Source organism: Bacillus sp. Root131, from assembly GCF_001429475.1.
GTDB lineage: Bacteria > Bacillota > Bacilli > Bacillales > Bacillaceae_G > Bacillus_A > Bacillus_A thuringiensis_S.
The window spans coordinates 1,391,025-1,414,388 of sequence record NZ_LMJQ01000001.1 but is presented as its reverse complement, the minus strand read 5'-3'; the positions used below and the strand labels follow the sequence as shown (position 1 = coordinate 1,414,388).

Here is a 23,364-nt window from a genome sequence, read left to right as displayed (position 1 = left end):
AAAAAAATGCTATAATTAACTTTTAGTTAGAAAGGAGTGTTCATTAATGGCATTCGATGGATTATTTACAAGAGCGATTACACATGAAATTGAAAATTCTCTTTACACGGGAAGGATTTCCAAAATATACCAACCTTCAAAATACGAGATTTTATTACATATTCGAGCGAATGGAAAGAACCAAAAACTAATTCTTTCATCTCATCCTACATATGCGCGTATGCACTTAACGAATCAAAACTACGATTCGCCAGCAATACCGCCGATGTTTTGTATGCTTCTTCGTAAACATTTAGAAGGTGGATTTATTGAAAAAATTGAACAAATCGACTTAGAACGGATTATCCAAATTACAGTTCGCAGTCGTAATGAAATCGGAGACGAATCATTAAAAACATTAGTAATTGAAATAATGGGAAGACATAGCAACATTATCTTATTAGATACGAAAACAAACGTGATTTTAGATAGCTTAAAACACGTTTCATTAGCCGTAAACCGTCACCGAACTGTATATGCTGGTGCTGAGTACGTCGCGCCACCAGCCCAACATAAAATCAATCCTCTGCAAATTGAAACCGCAGATGATTTTATTAGACCGCTAGACTTTCTATCTGGAAATATGGATAAACAACTCGTCGGGGCTTTCATGGGAATATCCCCATTATTTGCAAAAGAAGTAGTAAAGAAAGCCGGTATGGTAAACGAGAAAGCATTATCAGAAGCATTTTTCTCTATACAAACACCATTACTATCTCATGCATATACACCAGCAATGATTACTGCAAATGGAAAAGAATTCTTTTATCTTTTCCCTCTTACACACTTGCAAGGAGAAGAAAAAACATTCTCATCAGTGAGCGAATTGTTAGATCGTTTCTTCTTTGGCAAAGCAGAACGTGATCGTGTAAAACAACAAGCTCATGATTTAGAACGCTTTATGCAAAACGAAAAAAATAAAAACGAGAAAAAACTCATTAAACTCGAAAAAACACTGCAAGATGCCGGAAAGGCAGATAAATATCAACTATTTGGAGAACTACTTACAGCCAATATGTACGCTTTGAAAAAAGGGGATAAAGATATTGAAGTCGTTAACTATTACGACGAAAATAGCGGAACTGTAAAAATTACATTAGATCCTTTAAAAACACCATCTGACAATGCGCAACGCTATTTCCAAAAGTACCAAAAAGCGAAAAATTCAGTTGTTATTGTAGAAGAACAAATCGAAAAAACAAATGAAGAAATTCTTTATTTTGATAGCTTACTTCAACAAATGGAAGCTGCTTCTTCAAAAGATATTGAAGAAATTCGTGAAGAATTAGCTGAAGAAGGTTATGTGCGCAATCGCAAAAAGAAAAACACAAAGAAAAAACCTACTAAACCAGTATTAGATAAATATTTAGCAAGTGATGGTACAGAGATTTTCGTTGGTAAAAACAATAAACAAAATGATTATTTAACAACGAAGTTTGCCCGCCGTGATGAAATTTGGTTACATACGAAAGACATACCTGGCTCTCACGTTGTCATTCGTTCTTTAGAGCCTGCTGAAGAAACTTTACTAGAAGCTGCCAAAATTGCTGCGTATTACAGTAAAGCGAAAGAGTCTAGCTCTGTACCTGTTGATTTCACCAAAATACGCCATGTCAAAAAACCGAGTGGTGCAAAACTTGGTTTTGTTACGTACGACAATCAGCAAACCGTATATGTAACACCAGATGCTGATATTGTAATGAAATTAAAAGCGTAAATAAAAAATGCGTTGCTTATAAGCAACGCATTTTTTATTTATTTTCAATTTAGTTGCTATATCCATTCAATATTGTCAAAAAAATTGACAGTGTCATTTTACATTTGTATAAATTTTTTTAAAGCATGTAAATAACGTACAAGTGTAACTCCAATCAATATTTTTTCATCCCCCTGCTATTTATTGAAGCAATCTGGATTTTATGAATAAACCGTCTCCCACAAATGGCAGGCTATTTTCTTATCTCCCTTAAAATATATGTTTTCCCTACTATCCTTTCTTCAAATATACATTTTGGCACACTATTTGCTTTATTAAATACTGTGAATAGGGGGAATTAACATGACTTTAAAAATTAATAAAATCCAAAATCAACTACAAAACTATGAAATTGACGGGTTACTCATTACCAAAAAAGAAAATCGCCAATATGCAACAGGCTTTACAGGTAGTGCTGGCGTCGTCTTAATCTCTGCGGATAAAGCTGTTTTTATAACTGATTTTCGCTATGTAGATCAAGCGAAATCACAAATAAAAGATGCTGAAATTATTATGCATACAGGAAATTTAGAAAAAGAAATTGCAAATCAAGTATCAAAATTAAACATTCAAAAACTCGGAATTGAAGAGAACAACATGACATTGCAACAATATAAAAACTTACAAAAATGCGTACATGTGGAAATGGTTCAAGTGTGCGAAATCATCGAAAATATTCGTATTATTAAAGACATGCCGGAAATAGAAACAATGAAAATCGCAGCTAATATTGCTGACGAAGCATTTCACCACATCATTACGTTTCTAAAACCAGGAATAAGTGAAAATGATGTACGAGATGAGTTGGAATTTTTCATGCGAAAAAAAGGGGCTACATCCTCTTCATTCCAAATCATTGTAGCTTCTGGCGTTCGTTCTTCACTTCCTCATGGAGTTGCATCAAATAAAATAATCGAGCGAGGCGACATCGTTACATTAGATTTCGGTGCACTTTACGATGGATATTGTTCCGATATAACTCGTACTGTAGCAATCGGAGAATCATCAGAAGAATTCAAAAAGATATACAATGTTGTACGAGAAGCGTTAAAACGTGGAACTAAAGCAATTAAGCCTGGAGAAACTGCGAAAAGTATCGATGATATAACGAGAGATTACATTACAGAACATGGATACGGTCAATACTTTGGACACTCTACTGGTCATGGTCTTGGGTTAGAAATACATGAACCTCTTCGCCTATCCCAAGAAAGTCAGGCTACTTTAGAAGAAGGTATGGTTGTTACAGTTGAACCTGGTATTTACATACCAAACTGGGGCGGTTGTAGAATTGAAGATGATATTGTCATCACAAAAGACGGATATGAAGTTATTACAAAATCAAATCGGGAACTAATTGTGATTCCTTGTTAAAATCATGAACTTTTTAAAAGGAGTTTTTCTCTGCACATAGAATTCTTTCTCTGGAGTCATCGTTTAAAGAGGGGGAATTTTAATTGAATTTTGTAATTGATAAATTGGAGGGTTTACATGTAGAATTTTCAAAGCTTGTTTCCATGATGAATTACGCTCGCTATACAACAATGCAAGCAGTGGAAAGTTTAACAATTGAAGAACTTGATTATTTATATGATAAGGAAGCAAATTCAATTGGCATGTTATTGTATCATATGGCTGCTATTGAATTTTACTACCAGATTCATACTTTTGAAGACCGTGAACCAACGGAGGCTGAATTAGAACGCTGGTTACCTGGCATTGAATTAGGCGATCTTGGACGTGAGAAAATAAAAGGAAACGCTATAGAATTTTACATAAATACATTACAAGAAGTACGTTCCAAAACAATCGAGACTTTTCAATCGTTACCTGATGAATGGTTATTTAAAACGACAGACTTTTGGTATGACAAACCAGCAAATAACTATTTTAAGTGGTTTCACGTTTTTGAAGATGAAATCAATCATCGTGGACAAATTCGTTTAATTAAAAAGATGCAAAAAGCTCATGCAGTAAAATGAGGAAATGCTACCGAATAAGGTGGCATTTTCTTTTATTCATTAACGAATAGCTTTTCGTTTATTATTTTAGTGACTACCACTACCAACATTAAAATGCATATTAAATATAGCATTTTCGAAATAAACAACCACCCTTGAAACATTACAATTCCATCTATTATCTCATTTCCTTTCCATAACAAAAACGGAATTGTGCTGATTATAATGACAAATTCGATGCTGAAAACCATTTTCTTTTTTCGACTATATGCTTTCCATTTATTCCAGCGATACATAGGTGCAAAAATCAATACTCCTATACATAATATAACTGGTACCCATTCACTTTTTAAAAATTGCCCTGAAATAACTGATAATAGTAAACAAACGAGCACACCATAATATCCTATTTTTTCTCTCATTCTTACTACCTCCATTCTATCCTCTCTTTAATATGTAACTCCATATTCTTATCGTGAACCTAAGAAAAATAACAACTACAATTACAATATAAAGACCTTTTGCAGAAGACATCTATTCTTGAAAAATAGACATTTTCTCCATCTGTTTCTGTCCTTCTATTAAAATAAACCCTATGAAAAATGAGCAAACAACAATGATACCTATCATAATTCCAATGCTTTTCTTACTATGTTGTTTCATGTCATCCCATCGGTATAACAGTATAAAAACAAACCCAAAAAGAGGGGTGATACTTATCCATTCATTGTTTGTAAATAGATTTAAAATGATTAATGGACTACAAGAAATAATAAATCCCCAAAAACCAATTTTTTTGCACATACGCCCTCCTCTAATTCCATTTTTAGGATTAATTGTATTGCATCATCCATTTTTTATTCTTACCATTACAGTACATGAAATTTCACTTTTTTTCTTTTTCTATACTCACATACTTTCACTGCTTTCATACAATAAACTACACGAATGCCTAAGGATGTGAATGTTATGGGAGTTGAATTAACGCTATTACACGCTCTCTATGTTATTTGCTTACTCACTATTATTACCTTTTTTATTCTCCGGAAAGATACGACGATTATTTGTATCGTTTTTATCTTTTTATTAGCATTAACTGCTACAAGTTCTATCCCTCTTGCCGTTAGCGGTATTTTTCAAAGTTTCATTTACGCTATTACTGAGCTATTACCAACTATATTAATTATCTCTATTATCGTATCAATGAGCAATCTACTCGTTCATACTGGCATAAATGATACGATGATTTCACCATTTACAAAGATGATTCGTACCCCTGCACTTGCCTACTGGATCATCGGCCTTTTAATGATGACAATTTCTTTCTTTTTTTGGCCTTCTCCAGCTGTCGCCTTAATGGGAGCTATTTTATTCCCCGTCGCTGTACGCGTCGGTCTTCCTCCAATTGGGGTTGCCATTGCTATGAACTTATTCGGACACGGCATCGCCTTATCTGGCGACTTCGTTATTCAAGGTGCACCGAAATTAACTGCAGACGCGGCTGGTCTTCCTGTTTCCAGCGTCGTTTCTGCCAGTGTTCCCCTCGTTATCGTGATGGGCGTTGTTACAACTTCTGTCGCTTTTTTCTTCTTACGAAAAGAATTTGATACAGGATTATCGTTGCAAGACTCCCCTGCATCAACGGAACCATCTAAAACTACTATTTTATTATCTCCTCGCATAAAGAAATGGCTCGCTATATGTATCCCTATTGTATATATCATCGATATCCTTTGCATGATTCAATTTAAACTACAAGGAAGCGATGCAACAGCACTTATCGGCGGAACGACTGTTATTATGATTATCATCATTTCCCTCATCGCCTACAAAGGTAATGGACTAAATAAAACAACCGATTATTTTATAGAAGGGCTCCAATTTGGATTTAAAATCTTTGGTCCAGTTATTCCAATTGCTGCACTCTTTTATTTAGGAGATAGCGGTTTTGTGAAAATTATCGGAGACTATTTACCGAAAGGTTCACATGGAATCATTAACGACTTAGGGATTGCCTTATCTCAAACTGTTCCTTTAAATCAATACGTATCGGCGGGAACATTAACTATCGTTGGTGTCATAACAGGATTAGATGGATCTGGCTTTTCTGGTATATCACTTGCTGGTTCAATTGCCAATCTTTTCGGAACAGCACTTGGGCATGGAACAGCTACATTAACAGCACTCGGGCAAATTGCTGCCATATGGACCGGAGGCGGGACTTTAATTCCTTGGGCGCTTATTCCTGCCGCTGCCATTTGTAAAGTGGATCCATTTGAACTCGCACGCCGAAACTTTTTACCAGTTGTGATTGGCTTAATTGTCACCACGATCGTTGCGATGTTTATTCTATAGCGTAAGCAAGTTTTCTCTTGCTTACGCTTTTTATTATGAAATCCAGTGACTTTCTAAAGGGATTATCTACATGTTAGCGAAGTTATATTAAGAGAATATTTATTTAAAAAACGTTTACGAGGAACAGATTACTTCCATTAGAAAAGGGGACATAACTATGAATGAATTGATTTTCGTCTTATTAATTTGTCCATTACTTATCTTTATCGTTTCTGTTATTGGAACACGCAAGACGAAAACGTATTACGTAATGCCGATTGTAACGTTTGCTAGTTTTTTAATAATAGGTGTTATCGCCTTCACTCCAAAATTCTTCTTTTGGGTTGGCATGTACAGCATCTTCTCATTTATTGTTTCTTATATGACTCTATTGTTTGTAAGAGGATATGAGCTTGCAGAAAGCGCTAAGTAGTTTTTAGTAGAAAGATTATAATATGAATTTTCTTTGATATCGATAGGACTTTACTTGAATTTTTAACAATGATAAAAAAGACGACTGCGTTCCCCCGCAGTCGTCTTTTTTTATGTTACGCTGTGATCCAAGCTTCGTCAGCTGGATTTTTACGCCACTCTTGTAATTTTTTCGTTTCAGCTTGTCCGATCATACCTTTTTCTGCTGCAACTTCAGTTAATGCACTGTAATCACTTAAAGAATATGATGCTACGTTAGCTGCTTCTAATTTTTCTTTTCCTGACTCTAGCTCGTATGTGAAGATTGATACGATTCCTAATACTTCACAGCCAGCTTCGCGAAGTGCTTCTACACACGTAATTGCACTACCACCAGTTGAAATTAAGTCTTCTACTACTACTACTTTTTGACCTTTTTCAGCTTTTCCTTCAATTTGGTTCCCTTTACCGTGACCTTTTGCTTTACTACGTACGTAGCACATTGGTAAATCCATACGACCGCTTACCCATGCAGCGTGCGCAATACCAGCAGTTGCTGTTCCTGCAATAACTTCTACAGTTGGGAAGTGCTCTTTAATTAACTCTTCTAATCCAGCTGCAATCGCTTGACGTACTTTTGGATAAGATAAAGTTAAACGGTTATCACAATAAATTGGTGATTTCATACCTGAAGACCAAGTGAATGGATCATTCGGTTGTAAAAATACTGCTCCAATTTCTAATAAATGCGATGCGATTTCTTTTTTCATACTGTTACACCTTCCCACTGTTGTTTTACTGTTTTATACGCTTCAAGCGGATTTTCTGCTTTCGTAATACTGCGTCCAACTACGATGTAGCTTGAGCCAAGTTCCCTCGCACGTTTCGGTGTTGCTACGCGCACTTGGTCATTAACATCATCACTTGCAAGACGAATCCCCGGTGTTACTGTTACAAATTCATTTCCGCATACTTCACGTAATTTTGGAACTTCAAGTGTTGAACAAACAACGCCATCAAGTCCACTGTCTTTCGTTAATTTTGCATAATGAGCAACCGCTTCTTCTAACGTTTTCTCAATGCCAATCTCTTTTTTCATCATAGCTTCCGAAGTGCTTGTTAGTTGTGTAACTGCAATACAAATCGGTCTCTCTTTTCCTTCTTGCTTACCTTCCTCTAATCCCTCAATCGCAGCTTTCATCATGCTACTTCCCCCAGCAGCATGAACATTTACCATATCAACATCTAGACTAGCTAGGCTACGCATAGCGCTTTTTACTGTATTCGGAATATCATGAAGTTTTAAATCTAGGAAAATCTTATGTCCTTTTTCTTTTAAGTACGTAATAATTGCAGGGCCTTCTTTGTAAAATAACTCCATACCTACTTTGACAAATAACTCTTCCCCTTCAAAGTGGTGTAAGAATTGTTCTACTTCTTGTTTCCCTGGAAAATCTAGTGCAACGATTAACGACTGTGACATGTTTGCTTCCAGCTCCTTCCTTGACATTCCGAAATATGATCAAATCCTAATTCATCTAGTAATGCTGGTAACTCTTCAATAATTGTCGGACATACGAACGGATCGATAAAGTTCGCTGTACCTACTGCAACTGCGCTTGCGCCAGCGTAGAAGAATTCAATTACATCTTCCGCTGTTTCAATACCGCCCATTCCGATAATTGGAATGTTAACCGCTTGGCTTACTTCATGTACCATGCGAATTGCTACTGGCTTAATCGCAGGACCTGATAATCCGCCTGTACGGTTTGCTAAAATTGGTTTAGCTGTTTTTAAATCTAGACGCATACCAAGCAATGTATTAATCATCGTTAAACCATCTGCACCTGCATTTTCAATCGCTTTTGCAATTTCCACTATGTTTGCCACGTTCGGTGACAATTTCACGTATACAGGTACTTCAGAAACCTCTTTTACTCGCTTCGTTAAATCAGCAGCAATTTCAGGATTTGTACCAAAGGCGATACCACCTGTTTTTACGTTTGGACAAGAAATATTTAATTCTAGTGCATGGACATTAGGCGCTTTAGAAATTTCCTTCGCAACCGCTACGTAATCCTCAGCCTGTGAGCCTGCAACGTTCGCAATAATTGGAAGGTCAAATTGTTCTAACCATGGTAATTCCGAATTCATTACTTTGTCTAATCCCGGGTTTTGAAGTCCGATTGCATTTAACATGCCGCCTGGTGTTTCAGCAACACGAGGCGTTGGATTTCCATAACGTGGTTGTTCTGTCGTCGCTTTAATCATGATTGATCCTAGTACACTTAAATCGTAAAACTGTGCATATTCACGACCAAATCCAAAGCATCCAGATGCCGGTATAATTGGATTTTTTAATGATAATCCTGGTAATTCAACTTGCAATCTGTTCATAGTACAACCTCCCCGATTGGAAATACTGGTCCGTCGCTACACACCTTCTTGTAAGAATGTCCACTTGGATCTTCTTGTAAGTGGCATACACATGCGAAACAAGCTCCAATACCACAGCCCATACGCTCTTCTAATGAAATATATGCTTTTTTCTCTTTGTAACGTCCTTCTAATGCACGAAGCATCGCTAACGGGCCACATGAATAAAGAATGTCAAATTCGATTCCGTAATTATCAATTACATCTGTGACAAATCCTTTTGTACCGTGTGTACCGTCTACTGTCGCAACGTACGTATCACCAAGTTCTGCAAATTTTTCTTCATAGAAAACAACATCTTTCGTTTGAAAACCTAAGATGTGAATCACACGTACACCCTTTGCAACGAGGCGCTGTGATAATTCATAAAGTGGTGGTACACCAATTCCCCCGCCTACTAGTAAAGCTGTTTGACCAGCTTCTGCTTCTTCTACAGGAAAACCGTGTCCTAATGGTCCTAGTACATCTATCATTTCACCTTGTTTTCTAGTTGCTAATGTTTTTGTCCCTTGTCCTTCGGCACGATATAGCATTGTAAATTCGTTCTTCTCTTGATCTACATTACAAATACTAATTGGGCGGCGCAGAAGGGGCGCAATGCCCTCTGCTACCTTAATGTGTACAAACTGCCCTGGTTCGTTCATTTGCTGTACTAACGTTCCTTGAAGCACTAATTCGTAAATGTTTTTTGCGATTTCTTTTTGGTTAACGACAATCATATTTTGCTTTTGCATCATGCATGTACCACCTCGTGACGCTTTGTTTGCGTAATTTCTTTCATTGAATGAGCTGAGAATGTCATAGATTCCAATACTCGTAAGATTGCTCTCGTTGTATCAAGTGATGTTAAGCAAGCCACACCATTTTCTACTGATTCACGGCGAATGCGGAAACCATCACGCGCTGGTTGTTTGCCTTTTGTTAATGTATTGATTACAAACTGTGCTTTTCCTTGACGGATAATATCAAGTAAGTTATAGTCTTCAGAATCAATTTTGTTTACCACTTGCACTGGAATATTTTGCTCTGCTAACGATTGTGCTGTTCCAGCTGTTGCTAATAAGTTATAACCGATTTCGTGGAAACGTTTTGCAATTTCCATTGCCTCTTCTTTATCTTTATCCGCTACTGTGATGATTACTGATCCGTGCGTTGGGATGTTAATTCCAGAAGCAACTAATCCTTTGTATAATGCTTTTTCAAGCGTTAAGTCTTTACCCATTACTTCCCCTGTTGACTTCATTTCAGGTCCTAATGTTGTATCAACTGAGCGTAGTTTCGCAAACGAGAATACCGGCGCTTTTACATATACTTCTTTCTCTTCTGGGTGATAACCAGTTCCGTATCCTTGCTCTACTAAGTCTTGACCTAAAATAACTTTCGTTGCAACATTCGCCATCGGTACGCCCGTAATTTTACTTAAGAACGGTACTGTACGACTCGCACGTGGGTTTACTTCAATTACGTACACTTGATCTTTGAATACTACGAACTGGATATTTAGTAATCCAACAATGTTTAAACCTTTTCCAAGTGCAATTGTATGTTCAATGATTTGTTCTTTTAGTTTTTCAGATAAGCTTTGTGGTGGGTATACTCCAATTGAGTCACCAGAGTGAACTCCAGCACGTTCAATATGTTCCATAATACCTGGAATGAATACATTCTCACCGTCTGAAATTGCATCTACTTCAATTTCTTTACCAACCATGTAACGGTCAATTAATACCGGATGCTCTGCATGAACTTTAACTGCATTTTTCATGTAGTGCAGTAATTCTTCTTGACGATATACGATTTCCATCGCACGTCCACCTAGTACGTAAGACGGTCTTACTAATACTGGATAACCAATTTCTTCAGCGATTGCTACCGCTTGTTCTACAGTTGTTGCTGTTTTACCAACTGGTTGCGGGATACCAAGCTGTGTTAGAGCTGCTTCAAACTTATCACGATCTTCTGCGCGGTCTAAATCTTCAAGTGATGTTCCTAAAATTTTCACACCGTGTTCTTCTAATTTCGCCGCTAAGTTAATTGCCGTTTGTCCACCGAACTGAACGATAACACCTTCTGGCTTTTCTAAATCGATAATGTGCATTACATCTTCAATTGTTAATGGTTCAAAGTATAATTTGTCAGAAATACTGAAGTCTGTTGAAACTGTTTCTGGATTGTTATTAACAATGATTGCCTCATATCCAGCTTCTTTAATTGCCCATACAGAGTGAACAGTTGCGTAGTCAAACTCAACACCTTGACCGATACGGATTGGACCAGATCCTAGAACTACTACACTCTTACGATCTGTTCTAACCGATTCATTCTCGTCACCATATGTGCTGTAGTAGTATGGTGTTGCAGATTCAAACTCTGCCGCACAAGTATCTACCATTTTATAAACAGGAGTTATATTGCTTTCTTTACGCATATCGTAAATTTCACGCTCTGTTTTATTCCAAGCTGCTGCAACGTAGTGATCGCTGAAGCCCATTTCTTTCGCAGTTTGTAGTACTTCCATATTTCCTACATTCGCTTTTACTTCACGTTCCATATTTACGATGTTTTCAACTTTTTGTAAGAAGAAGAAGTCCATTTCACACCATTCGTTGATTTCTTCTTTCGTTACACCTTGACGAATTGCTTCTGCTACAATAAACAGTCGCTCATCATCAGCTTTTATAATGCGTTTTTTCATTGTTTCTTTATCAAGTTCTTTTAAATGCTCTAACTCTAAGTGATAAACGCCAAGTTCTAAAGAACGAACCGCTTTTAATAATGATTGCTCTAAGTTACGTCCGATTGACATAACTTCACCAGTTGCCTTCATTTGTGTACCCAGTGTTCTGTTTGCTGATTCAAACTTATCAAATGGCCAGCGCGGAATTTTTGAAACGACATAGTCTAATGCTGGCTCGAAGCAAGCGTATGTTTTTTGTGTTACTGGATTTATAATTTCATCTAATGTTAGACCGACTGCAATTTTTGCCGCTAGCTTCGCAATTGGATATCCAGTTGCTTTAGATGCTAGTGCAGATGAACGACTTACACGCGGGTTTACTTCGATTACATAGTATTGGAAGCTATGTGGATCAAGTGCAAGCTGAACGTTACATCCACCTTCAATTCCTAATGCACGAATAATTCGTAATGAAGTGTTTCGTAACATTTGATATTCACGGTCACTTAATGTTTGGCTCGGTGCTACTACGATAGAATCACCTGTGTGAACTCCAACTGGATCGATATTTTCCATATTACATACTACAATCGCGTTATCATTTGAATCACGCATTACTTCATATTCAATTTCCTTACAACCAGCAATGCTCTTTTCTAATAAACATTGTGTTACTGGACTATGTTTTAATCCACCTGATACGATTTCAATTAGTTCTTCTTCATTACTACAGATTCCGCCACCTGTTCCCCCCATTGTAAATGCTGGGCGAACAATAACTGGATATCCAATTTCTTTTACAAATTCATGTGCTTCTCCTAGCGTATGAATGATGGTACTAGATGGAATTGGTTCATTTAATTCCTGCATTAATGTACGGAATAAATCACGATCCTCCGCTTGCTCAATTGCTGATAATTTCGTTCCTAAAATTTCAACTCCACACTCTTCAAGTATGCCTGATTTCGCAAGTTCAACAGCCATGTTTAAACCTGTTTGACCACCTAATGTTGGTAAGATTGCATCTGGACGTTCTTTACGAATGATACGGCTTACGAATTCTAGTGTTAATGGTTCTATATATACTTTATCTGCTGTTGCAGTATCTGTCATAATTGTTGCTGGGTTAGAGTTAACAAGGATTACTTTGTAACCTTCTTCTCTAAGAGATTGACAAGCTTGTGTACCAGAGTAGTCAAACTCTGCTGCTTGCCCAATTACAATTGGTCCTGATCCGATTACTAAAATTGTGTTAATGTCTAGGCGTTTTGGCATAACTCTTCCCCTTCTTTCTTGAAGTTTTCAATCATTTCTAAGAAATCTTCGAATAAATCATTTGCATCTTCTGGTCCTGCTGAAGCTTCTGGATGGTATTGCACTGTAAATGCTGGGAACTTCGTATGACGAAGACCTTCTACTGTTCCATCATTTAAAGCGACATGTGTAATTTCAAGTTCTGTATTTTTAACTGATTCTTCTTCTACTGCGTAACCATGATTTTGAGATGTAATTGCTACTTTTCCAGTTGCAAGATGTTTTACTGGATGGTTTAAACCACGGTGACCGAATTTTAACTTACTTGTATTCGCACCAGATGCTAGAGCGAATAGTTGATGTCCTAAGCAAATTCCGAATAAAGGAACTTTACCGATAATGTCTTTTAACATTTCAATTGCTTCTGGTACATCTTTCGGATCTCCAGGTCCGTTACTTAACATAATTCCATCTGGGCTAAGGCGTAAAATTTCTTCTGCTGTTGTATTGTAAGGTACTACAATTACATCACAGTCACGTTTGTTTAATTCTCGTAAAATACCATGTTTCATTCCGAAGTCTACAAGTACAACTCGGTGTCCACGGCCTGGGCTTGGGTATGGATCTTTCGTTGATACGCGTTTCACGTGATCTGTAAATACTGTCGCTTTTAATTGGCTCACGATGTATTCTACATCTGCATCCATGTTACATAGACGTCCACGTAATGTACCGTATTGACGAATTTTTCTCGTTAATTTTCTTGTATCAATTCCTGCTAACCCTGGGATATTTCTTTCTTTTAAGTAATCATTTAACGAAATTTCATTACGGAAGTTTGATGGGTGATCACAAATTTCGTTTACGATTAAGCCATTTACAGATGGGTGAATCGATTCAAAATCGTCACGGTTAATGCCGTAGTTTCCGATTAATGGGTACGTGAATGTTACGATTTGACCGCAATATGATGGATCAGATAATGTTTCTTGATATCCAGTCATTCCTGTTGTAAATACAACCTCACCTGACTTTTCAATTTCGCCTCCGAAACCTTTTCCAATTAATACTGTTCCATCTTCTAAGATAAGTTGTCTTTTCATACTAATGCACTCTCCTTTTGCCATGCGATCTTACCACCAACGATTGTCATTACCGGCCATCCTTGGCATTTCCAACCTGCGAATGGTGTATTTTTTCCTTTTGATAAGAATGTTGTTGGGTCAATCTCTTCTTCTTGTTCTAAATCAATGATTGTAATATCAGCTGTTCTACCTTCTTTCAGGCGACCTGCTTCTAAGCCGAATGTATCAGCTGGCTTTTCTGTTAAGAATTGAATTAACTGCTCTAATGTAATAATTCCTTTTTTCACAAGGTTTGTGTATAGAAGTGGGAATGCTGTTTCAAAACCAGTAATTCCGAATGGCGCTCTTTCAATTCCTTGTGCTTTCTCTTCCGCTGTATGCGGTGCATGGTCAGTTGCGATCATATCGATCGTTCCATCTAGTAATCCTTCAATTAATGCTGCATGGTCTTCTTTTCCACGAAGCGGTGGGTTCATTTTAAAGTTAGGATCAACTGATGGGATATCATCTTCACATAACACTAGGTGATGTGGTGTTACTTCTGCTGTTACTTTAATTCCAGCTCGTTTCGCATCACGGATTACACGTACAGAACCTTTTGTACTTACGTGACATACGTGATAGTGACAATCTGCTGCTTCAGCAAGCAGTATATCCCTTGCAATATGTACAGATTCACATACTGATGGGATACCGTTTAATCCGTGTTTCTCAGAAAACTTCCCTTCATGTACACAACCTTTATTAATAAGCGTATTCTCTTCACAGTGCGCAACTACTGCCATATTTAATTTCGCTGCACGTTTCATAGCCGCTAACATCATGCTAGCATCTTGTACGCCTACGCCGTCATCTGTGAAAGCAAATGCTCCAAGTTCTTTTAATGTTTCGAAATCTGTCATTTCAGAACCAGCTTGACGTACTGTAATTGCTCCGTATGGTAGTACGTTGACATGCGCTTTTTCTTTAATACGTTTTTGCAGGTCTTCCATATGTTCTCTGCAATCTGGTACTGGGCGTGTATTTGGCATTGAGCAAATTGTAGTGAATCCACCTTTTGCCGCTGCTAGTGTACCTGTTTCAATTGTTTCTTTATGTTCACCACCTGGTTCACGAAGATGTACGTGTACATCTACTAATCCAGGTGCGATTAAATTTCCGTTCACTTCGATTACTTCAGCATTATCTGCCGTAATATTTTCTGCTACCTTAGCGATTTTACCGTCTTGTACGAGAAGATCTGTTGCTACGATTTTTCCTTCTTCATTCATATAACGACCATTTTTAAACAAGTAATTCATGTTTCATTCCTCCTAATACATTTGGTAAGGCGCGTTTTAGTACAGCCATTCTTACGTAAACTCCATTTTCCATTTGTTTAAATATGCGTGAACGCTCACACTCAACAAGTTCACTTGCAACTTCAACATCACGGTTTACAGGAGCTGGATGCATAATAATGCTTCCTTCTTTCATACGCTTTTCTCTTTCCACTGTTAATCCGTGTCTCTCATGATACTCTTTCATAATGTCTGTTTCATAATGATCATGACGCTCATGTTGTACACGAAGTAACATCATTACATCCACTTCTGGAACAAGTTCATCCAATGGTTTGTATGTTCCAAATGTGCTGTCTTCATCTTTCCACTCTTCTGGACTTGCAAAGTAAATTGTTGCACCCAGTTTCGTTAATGCTTCTGCATTAGAACGTGCTACTCGGCTATGACGAACATCTCCTACTATCGCAATCTTTAATCCTTCAAATCTTCCAAACTCTTGTTTAATTGTAAGAAGATCGAGTAGGCACTGCGTTGGGTGGTTTCCACATCCATCTCCAGCGTTTAAGATTGGGATATTTACCTGATCTTTTAGTTCATCGAAGTAGCGATCTTGCTCATGGCGGACGATCACCGCTTTTGTTCCGATTGATTCTAGTGTTCTTATCGTATCGTATAGAGTTTCTCCTTTTTGTACGCTAGATGCATCCGCTGAAAAGTTTAAAACATCTAGTCCTAATCTCTTCTCAGCAACTTCAAAGCTAAATCTCGTTCTCGTACTATTCTCAAAGAACAAGTTCGCAACAAAAGTTTGCTCTGTCGTTTTGCTCTCTTTTCCATTCGCGAAATCTTCTGCGTCTTTTAGGATTTCTGAAATTTCTACTTCCGATAATTCACTCATCGTTAACAAATGGCTCATCGTCATCCCTCATCTTTCTGATTTTTATGTTACCACTTTTGTATTTTTATAACAACATTTGTATAAAAATACCCTAGTCATGTAAGACTAGGGTGCAAGGAAGAAGCCACCCTTTTCTGTCTCACAGGACTGAATTAAAAGGTTATTATTATGAAGCAATCTGCTTAGGTTGTTTTATTTGTTTCGTTTCCGGTAGTAGTAGATTTAACAGTACACCTACAATTGCTGCTAGTGCCATTCCTTCTACTTGGAACGATTCTCCTACGTGAAGTACCGCTCCACCAATACCGATTACTAGTATTACTGATGCAATCATTAAGTTTCGTTTGTCACTTAAATCTGTTTTATCATCTACCATCATGCGTAATCCGCTTGATGCAATTACACCGAATAGTAAGATTGATACCCCACCCATAACTGGTGTTGGGATCGAATGAATCAGCGCAGAAATCTTACCGATAAATCCGAACATGATTGCGAATACTGCTGAACCGATGAATAAGTATACACTGTATGCTCTCGTAATTGCTAGCACACCGATGTTTTCACCATACGTTGTATTCGGTGGCCCGCCGATTAGTGATGCGATTAATGTTGCTACTCCGTCACCGAAGATCGAACGGTGTAAACCTGGTTTTTCAATTAAATCTCTTTTAATAACATTTCCAAGTACAATTTGATGTCCGATATGTTCTGATATTGTTACTAGTGCAACTGGTACCATCAAGAGTACAATCTTCCATGAAAACTCTGGTGTGTATGTGACAAATGGTACTGTGAAATCTGGTACAACAAACCATTTTGCCTCAGCTACCGGCTTTAAGTCTACTAGCCCTTGGAAGTAAGCGAAGATATATCCGCCGATAATGCCAAGTAACACTGGTATGATACTGAAAAATCCTCTTCCGAATATCGAGCATATAATTGTAATTGCTAATGTTACTAATGCTACTGAAAAGTGTATAAAGCTATATTTGCCATCCGCACCGTTCATCGCCATATTAACTGCTGTATGTGCTAACGCTAAACCGATTACCATTACTACCGGTCCAACTACGATTGGCGGAAGTAATTTCATAATCCACTCTGATCCTGATTTCTTAATTCCGAGTGAGATTAAGATGTACACAAGCCCTGCTAGCAAACCACCAAGCATTGCTGCTCCCGGTCCACCTGCCGTTTTCGCTGTTATAATCGGTGCGATAAAGGCGAATGATGATCCTAGATAGGCAGGTACTTGACCTTTCGTTATAAGAAGAAACGCTAACGTTCCTAATCCACTTGATATTAATGCTACTGATGGATTCAATCCTGTTAAAAACGGAACAAGCACTGTTGATCCAAACATCGCGAACAAATGTTGTATACTCAAAAATAACCATTTTCCCGGTTTCGGTACTTCATTAACGTCTAACACTGGCTTTTGTTCCATTGTTACATCCTCCTTCAGTTTAAATCTTTGCAATAAAAAAACTCTTTGTGCCTGTGCACAAAGAGTCCTACACTTTCGTATGCCAAATTTGACATATGAAAGCCAAGACCCTTTGGCAGCCTCACAGGACTACATTTAAAAGGGCTTTACTTATCGTATATGCTTACTCGATCTTGTTGATCTGTCTCTTGCAAATCAACTTCGATACGCTCTTCACTTGATGTTGGGATGTTCTTTCCTACATAATCAGCGCGAATTGGTAGTTCACGATGACCTCTATCAACAAGAACCGCCAGTTGAATTTGAGATGGTCTACCTAAATCCATAAGAGCATCCATTGCTGCTCGAACTGTTCTTCCGGTATATAACACGTCATCCACAAGGATAACTTTTTTCTTCGTAATATCTACAGGGATATCAGAACCTTTTACAAGTGGTTCTTTATTTTTGGATTGCAGTGTTAAATCATCACGATATAACGTAATGTCTAACTCTCCAACTTCCATTTCTTTTCCTTCAATTTGACCAATTCGTTCTGCCAAACGTTGTGCAATAAAAATTCCACGAGTTTTAATTCCGACAAGAACACAATTATCGACACCTTTATTTCGTTCCACGATTTCATGACTAATTCGTGTTAAAGCACGGCGAATCATTTGGTCATCTAAAACGACAGCTTTCTCTTGCATGCTCTACACCTCCAAGCTTTTTTTCTTGCGTGAGAGTAATGGTATAAAAAAAGTCCTCTCAGCGTGTGCGAGAGGACTTTTGAAAAAAGGGTACAACATACCCTAAGTATTTCAAACCGTTACCTTCTCAACCTCACGGGGCTGTGTTAAAGGATCATTATTTAACTGTTGTCAGTATCTCAGTTTTCTTGTGATTTGTCAATACTATTTCCGTAAAATATTTAATGCTTCTTCAAATACTTCTGGAATCGGTGCCTCAAACTGAATATATTCACCAGTACGAGGATGATCAAAGCCTAAAATACCTGCATGAAGTGCTTGTCCATTCATATCTAACGTTTTCTTGGGACCATACTTCGGATCTCCTGCAAGTGGATAGCCAATATATTTCATATGAACACGAATTTGGTGCGTACGTCCCGTTTCTAAGCGACATTCTACAAGTGTAAAGTCTTTAAAGCGTTCTAACACTTGGAAGTGAGTAACAGCGTTTTTACCATTTTCATCAACTGTCATACTTTGACGCTCTTTCTTATCACGACCAATTGGTGCATCGATAGTCCCCTTATCATGCGGGATAACACCGTGCACAATTGCTTTGTAACGTCTTGTTACTGTTTTTGCTACAAGTTGATTTACAAGTGATTCATGCGCCATATCATTCTTAGCAACCATTAATAATCCAGATGTATCTTTATCAATACGATGCACAATACCTGGACGCATTACACCGTTGATACCTGATAAATCTGTACAATGGTGCATAAGGCCGTTTACAAGCGTACCACTTGTATGTCCTGGCGCTGGATGTACAACCATACCACGTGGTTTATTTACAACAAGCACATCTGCATCTTCATAATAAATTTCTAAATTCATATCTTCTGGTTGAATATCTAACGCTTCTGGATCAGGAATCGTTACTGTAATTTCATCTTCTTCTTTTACTTTATAATTCACTTTTACTGCTTTCCCGTTTACTGTCACAACATCATCTTTAATCCATTGCTGTACTTGTGAACGTGACCATTCGTTATTTATTCCTGCAACGAATTTATCAATTCGCTCATTTTTTTGCTCTTCTACAACTGTTACTTGTACTACTTCACTCATTCAATTACTCCTTCGCTTTCTTGCCTTCTAATAATGTTTGAATAATAATTAATACAACACCAATACATAACGCTGAATCAGCTATATTGAATACTGGATAGTTGTACGAGAAAATATACACGTGAATGAAATCCACTACTTCTTGTCTAAATACACGATCAATAAAGTTACCAATTGCCCCGCCTAAAATTAGGCCTAACGAAATACCTAGAAGCTTATCTGTTTTCGCATACTTTTTCATATAAAATACGATAAACACTACAAAAACAACTGTAATAATGTAGAAGAACCACATTTTATTTTCTAAAATACCCCAGGCAGCGCCTCTATTTCGATGTGATGTTATGTATAATACATTGTCGATAATCGGAATACTCGTACCCAATTCCATGTTCTTTACAATTAACCACTTCGATATTTGATCGATAGCAATGACAAATAACGCTATTACATAATATATCATTTTCATTTCCCCCACAAAGACAGTGTACCTCAAAATTTTAGCATAGCTGCTACCTTTTCACAATGAACCTTTATAGAAGAATAAAATAAATTAAAAAAAGGTAATATAATATCGTTGTGCGTATTCATACATTTACCTTTTCATAGAAAAATTCATGAATTGTTCGGGCAGTCGGCATTGTTTTCATTTGCTTTGTCGAAATTAATCTCCCGGTCTCTTCACAAATACCGTACATGTCTATTTCCATTTTAAATAATGCACGTTCTACATCCTTTAAATCCTCTTTTATATCATGTAATAGCAATTTTTTCTTTATCTCTTCCTTAATTTCATATCCAAGCTCTTGGCTGAACTCGACATCATATTTGTGCATTACTTCTTTAGCTAGTCTCTCTTGCAACTCTTTTCTCATCAATTGCAATTCTTCTTTTATTTCCATGTAGATTTCATTCACGTGTACATTCCTCCTAGCTGTAATGTACAGTTAGTGTGTCCGAAATTTATTTGCTTACCTCACACACATTTTTCCTTCACAGGAAAGAGCCTGAAAGTTATTTTGATATATCATCAAAATAAAAAACTGACTGCATAAATAGCAGTCAGTTTTTTATTATTTTACATAGTTTTCTTTCACAACTGTTGCACAACGCTCACATAATGTTTCATGTTCAGCATCTTTACCAATTGTTTCTGAAACTACCCAACAACGTTCACATGTTTCACCAGTTGCTTGAGCAACAACAACCGCTGTATGTTCATACTTCGGTGCATCTGCTGGCGCTTCTTCCATCATACCACCAAGTTTATACTCAGAAACGATGAATAATTGCTTTAAGTCTTCGCTAATAGACTCTAACATAGCTTTCATTTCTGCAGTTGGATATAGCGTAATGCTTGCATTTAATGACTTACCGATTACTTTTTCATTACGAGCTACTTCTAGTGCTTTTAACACGTCATCACGTAATGTCATAAATGCATCCCATTTTGTTTTTAATGCTTCCGCGTCATCTAATTGTACAGCTTCTGGCATATCAGTTAATTGTACACTTTCTTCTGTTACGCCTGGAATGTATGGCCATACTTCATCAGCTGTATGCGGTAAGATTGGTGTTACAAGTTTCGTTAACGCAACAAGAACATCATATAATACAGTTTGAATTGCACGACGATCTTCGTGGTTTGCACCTTCAATGTATAAAATATCTTTTGCAAAATCTAAGTAGAATGAACTTAAATCAATTGTACAGAAGTTATGAATTGCATGATACACAGCAGCGAAATCGTATGTCTCATATGCTTCTTTAACTTTTGTAATTAAGTCATTTAATTTCACTAACATGTAACGATCTACTTCACGAAGCTCAGCTACAGCTACTGCATTTTCACTTGGCTTAAAGTCGTCTAAGTTTCCTAATAAGAAACGGAATGTGTTACGGATTTTACGATACACTTCTGCTACTTGTTTTAAAATATCATCTGAAATACGTACGTCAGATTGATAGTCAACAGAAGATACCCATAAGCGTAAGATGTCTCCGCCTAATTGATCCATGATTTTCTTCGGTACGACGATGTTTCCAATCGACTTACTCATTTTACGTCCTTCACCATCTAGTACGAAACCGTGGCTTAGTACGCCTTTATATGGAGCTTTACCTGTTACAGCAACTGCTGTTGATAATGAAGAGTTAAACCAACCACGATACTGGTCAGATCCTTCTAAATATAAATCAGCTGGACGCTGTAAATCTTCGCGCTCTTCTAATACAGCTTGGTGAGAAGAACCTGAATCGAACCATACATCCATGATGTCTGTTTCTTTACGGAATTCGCCATTTGGGCTACCTGGATGTGTAAATCCTTCTGGTAATAGATCTTTCGCTTCACGCTCAAACCATACGTTAGAACCGTGTTCACGGAATAAATCTGCTACATGGTTAATTGTTTCATCTGTAATAATTGGATCGCCATTCTCAGCATAGAATACCGGAATTGGCACACCCCATGCACGCTGACGAGAAATACACCAGTCACCACGGTCACGAACCATATTATGAAGACGAGTTTCTCCCCATGCTGGTACCCATTTTGTTTCCGCTACAGCTTCTATTAATTCTTTACGGAATGCTTCAATAGATGCAAACCACTGTGCTGTCGCACGGAAAATAATTGGTTTTTTCGTTCTCCAATCATGTGGGTATGAATGCGTAATGAATGTTAGTTTCAGTAACGCGCCTACTTCTTCTAATTTTTCTGTAATTGGCTTGTTAGCTTTATCATAGAATAAGCCTTCAAATCCAGGTGCTTCATTTGTTAATACACCTTTATCATCAACTGGGCAAAGTACTTCTAATCCATACTTTTTACCAACAACGAAGTCATCTTCCCCGTGTCCTGGTGCTGTATGAACACAACCTGTACCTGCATCTGTTGTTACGTGATCTCCTAGCATTACTAATGAATTACGATCGTAGAATGGATGTTTTGCAACTGTGTACTCCAGTTCGCTACCTTTTACTGTTTTCACAACTTCAGCATTTTCCCACTCTAACGTTTTTGCAACTGTCTCAAACAGCTCAGAAGCAATGATATATTTCTCATCATTTACTTTTACAATGCTATATTCAAGCTCTGGGTGAACAGAAATACCTAAGTTTGCAGGTAATGTCCAAGGTGTTGTTGTCCAAATGATGTACTTTTCATCACCTTCTAATACGTTCTTTCCATCTTTTACAGGGAATGCTACGTAAATAGATGCTGATTTTTTATCTTGATATTCAATTTCAGCTTCTGCTAAAGCAGATTCACTCGTTGGAGACCAGTAAACTGGTTTTTGACCTTTATAGATATAACCTTTTTTCGCCATGTCACCAAACACTTTAATTTGTTGTGCTTCATAAGCGGGCTCTAAAGTAATATATGGATTATCCCAATCTGCACGTACACCTAGACGCTTAAATTGTTCACGTTGACGTTCTACTTGTTCATATGCATACTCTGCACATAACTTACGGAACTCAGCAACTGTCATTTCTTTACGCTTTACACCTTTATTTGTTAAAGCTTGTTCAATTGGTAAACCGTGCGTATCCCATCCTGGAACATATGGCGCACTAAAACCAGTCATTGATTTATAACGAACAATAAAGTCTTTTAATACTTTATTTAATGCATGTCCCATATGAATGTCACCATTCGCATATGGAGGTCCATCATGCAATACAAATAAAGGACGACCTTTTGTATGTTCTTGTACTTTTTCGTAAATATTCATTTCAGCCCATTTTTCTTGCATTGCAGGCTCACGTTTTGGTAAGTTCCCACGCATTGGGAACTCTGTTTTCGGCATCAGTAATGTATTTTTGTACTCCATGCTCAATTCCTCCTTACATGTATATAAGAAATACTTAAAAAACGGAATAAAAAAGAGACTTTCTCATCCCAAAAAGGGACGAGAAAGTCTCCCGCGGTACCACCCTAGTAGATCATATACATATGTATAGAATCCTCTT

The 23,364-nt window shown here is 37.4% G+C and carries 20 protein-coding genes, 1 pseudogene and 1 other annotated feature (1 of these 22 cut by a window edge); of the genes and pseudogenes, 5 read left to right on the top strand and 16 right to left on the bottom strand.

Annotated features, from left to right (window positions below; translation table 11 throughout):
* The first annotated feature begins 46 nt into the window (after positions 1-46).
* The 3 genes from ASE54_RS07105 to ASE54_RS07095 all read left to right on the top strand — a co-directional run bounded on the left by ASE54_RS07105 (position 47) and on the right by ASE54_RS07095 (position 3,777).
* Positions 47-1,756 carry an NFACT RNA binding domain-containing protein gene (locus ASE54_RS07105; RefSeq protein ID WP_000863281.1) on the top strand — a complete coding sequence of 570 codons (1,710 nt, stop codon included), beginning with the start codon at positions 47-49 and terminating at the stop codon, positions 1,754-1,756.
* A gap of 342 nt (positions 1,757-2,098) precedes the next feature.
* Positions 2,099-3,169 carry a Xaa-Pro peptidase family protein gene (locus ASE54_RS07100; RefSeq protein WP_000172798.1) on the top strand — a complete coding sequence of 357 codons (1,071 nt, stop codon included), beginning with the start codon at positions 2,099-2,101 and terminating at the stop codon, positions 3,167-3,169.
* An 83-nt stretch (positions 3,170-3,252) separates the two neighbouring features.
* Positions 3,253-3,777, top strand: coding sequence for a DUF664 domain-containing protein (locus ASE54_RS07095; protein WP_001012056.1), 525 nt, complete (start codon positions 3,253-3,255; stop codon positions 3,775-3,777).
* 32 nt (positions 3,778-3,809) lie between these two features.
* Here the strand turns inward: ASE54_RS07095 and ASE54_RS07090 are convergent, their stop codons facing one another.
* Positions 3,810-4,178, bottom strand: a complete 369-nt coding sequence (locus tag ASE54_RS07090; protein ID WP_001208268.1) for a YoqO family protein — start codon at positions 4,176-4,178, stop codon at positions 3,810-3,812.
* A 16-nt stretch (positions 4,179-4,194) separates the two neighbouring features.
* Positions 4,195-4,560: pseudogene (locus ASE54_RS07085) on the bottom strand (YoqO family protein).
* A 165-nt stretch (positions 4,561-4,725) separates the two neighbouring features.
* Here ASE54_RS07085 and ASE54_RS07080 point away from each other — a divergent pair.
* Together ASE54_RS07080 and ASE54_RS07075 are read left to right on the top strand one after the other, a co-directional pair.
* Complete coding sequence (locus ASE54_RS07080; RefSeq protein ID WP_000537903.1) at positions 4,726-6,111, top strand: membrane protein; 1,386 nt, start codon at positions 4,726-4,728, stop codon at positions 6,109-6,111.
* 157 nt (positions 6,112-6,268) lie between these two features.
* On the top strand, positions 6,269-6,523 hold the full coding sequence (locus ASE54_RS07075) for a YbeF family protein (protein WP_001003933.1): 255 nt from the start codon (positions 6,269-6,271) through the stop codon (positions 6,521-6,523).
* 115 nt (positions 6,524-6,638) lie between these two features.
* Here the strand turns inward: ASE54_RS07075 and pyrE are convergent, their stop codons facing one another.
* From pyrE to ileS2, 14 genes are all read right to left on the bottom strand, one after another.
* Positions 6,639-7,271, bottom strand: a complete 633-nt coding sequence (pyrE, locus tag ASE54_RS07070; protein WP_000711463.1) for an orotate phosphoribosyltransferase — start codon at positions 7,269-7,271, stop codon at positions 6,639-6,641.
* On the bottom strand, positions 7,268-7,984 hold the full coding sequence (pyrF, locus tag ASE54_RS07065; RefSeq protein WP_000083509.1) for an orotidine-5'-phosphate decarboxylase: 717 nt from the start codon (positions 7,982-7,984) through the stop codon (positions 7,268-7,270). The genes pyrE and pyrF overlap by 4 nt, the downstream gene beginning before the upstream one ends.
* A complete protein-coding gene (pyrD, locus tag ASE54_RS07060; RefSeq protein ID WP_001081049.1) occupies positions 7,969-8,898 on the bottom strand; it encodes a dihydroorotate oxidase B catalytic subunit in 930 nt (309 codons plus the stop codon). Before pyrD ends, pyrF begins: the two co-directional genes overlap by 16 nt.
* The gene (pyrK, locus tag ASE54_RS07055; RefSeq protein WP_000983355.1) at positions 8,895-9,674 is read right to left on the bottom strand and encodes a dihydroorotate oxidase B electron transfer subunit; all 780 of its coding nucleotides are present in this window, start codon (positions 9,672-9,674) and stop codon (positions 8,895-8,897) included. The genes pyrD and pyrK overlap by 4 nt, the downstream gene beginning before the upstream one ends.
* Positions 9,671-12,889: a carbamoyl-phosphate synthase large subunit gene (carB, locus tag ASE54_RS07050; protein ID WP_001126145.1), complete on the bottom strand. Its 3,219-nt coding sequence runs from the start codon at positions 12,887-12,889 to the stop codon at positions 9,671-9,673. Before carB ends, pyrK begins: the two co-directional genes overlap by 4 nt.
* Positions 12,874-13,971 carry a carbamoyl phosphate synthase small subunit gene (locus ASE54_RS07045; protein WP_000828669.1) on the bottom strand — a complete coding sequence of 366 codons (1,098 nt, stop codon included), beginning with the start codon at positions 13,969-13,971 and terminating at the stop codon, positions 12,874-12,876. The genes carB and ASE54_RS07045 overlap by 16 nt, the downstream gene beginning before the upstream one ends.
* On the bottom strand, positions 13,968-15,254 hold the full coding sequence (gene pyrC / locus ASE54_RS07040) for a dihydroorotase (RefSeq protein WP_001108387.1): 1,287 nt from the start codon (positions 15,252-15,254) through the stop codon (positions 13,968-13,970). Before pyrC ends, ASE54_RS07045 begins: the two co-directional genes overlap by 4 nt.
* A complete protein-coding gene (gene pyrB, locus ASE54_RS07035; RefSeq protein ID WP_000018846.1) occupies positions 15,238-16,152 on the bottom strand; it encodes an aspartate carbamoyltransferase in 915 nt (304 codons plus the stop codon). Before pyrB ends, pyrC begins: the two co-directional genes overlap by 17 nt.
* Before the next feature lie 148 nt (positions 16,153-16,300).
* Positions 16,301-17,584, bottom strand: a complete 1,284-nt coding sequence (gene uraA / locus ASE54_RS07030) for a uracil permease (RefSeq protein ID WP_000435925.1) — start codon at positions 17,582-17,584, stop codon at positions 16,301-16,303.
* 146 nt (positions 17,585-17,730) lie between these two features.
* Entirely contained in the window at positions 17,731-18,273 is a 543-nt protein-coding gene (pyrR, locus tag ASE54_RS07025; RefSeq protein ID WP_001156491.1) for a bifunctional pyrimidine operon transcriptional regulator/uracil phosphoribosyltransferase, read from the bottom strand.
* 204 nt (positions 18,274-18,477) lie between these two features.
* On the bottom strand, positions 18,478-19,386 hold the full coding sequence (locus tag ASE54_RS07020; RefSeq protein ID WP_000005854.1) for an RluA family pseudouridine synthase: 909 nt from the start codon (positions 19,384-19,386) through the stop codon (positions 18,478-18,480).
* Positions 19,387-19,390: 4 nt separating this feature from the next.
* Positions 19,391-19,849: a lipoprotein signal peptidase LspA gene (lspA, locus tag ASE54_RS07015; protein ID WP_000642180.1), complete on the bottom strand. Its 459-nt coding sequence runs from the start codon at positions 19,847-19,849 to the stop codon at positions 19,391-19,393.
* A 124-nt stretch (positions 19,850-19,973) separates the two neighbouring features.
* Positions 19,974-20,303: a molecular chaperone DnaK gene (locus ASE54_RS07010; RefSeq protein ID WP_001002956.1), complete on the bottom strand. Its 330-nt coding sequence runs from the start codon at positions 20,301-20,303 to the stop codon at positions 19,974-19,976.
* Positions 20,304-20,459: 156 nt separating this feature from the next.
* Complete coding sequence (ileS2, locus tag ASE54_RS07005; protein ID WP_000455957.1) at positions 20,460-23,225, bottom strand: isoleucine--tRNA ligase; 2,766 nt, start codon at positions 23,223-23,225, stop codon at positions 20,460-20,462.
* A gap of 71 nt (positions 23,226-23,296) precedes the next feature.
* Positions 23,297-23,364 (bottom strand) — a binding site (T-box leader) (it continues 155 nt past the right edge of the window).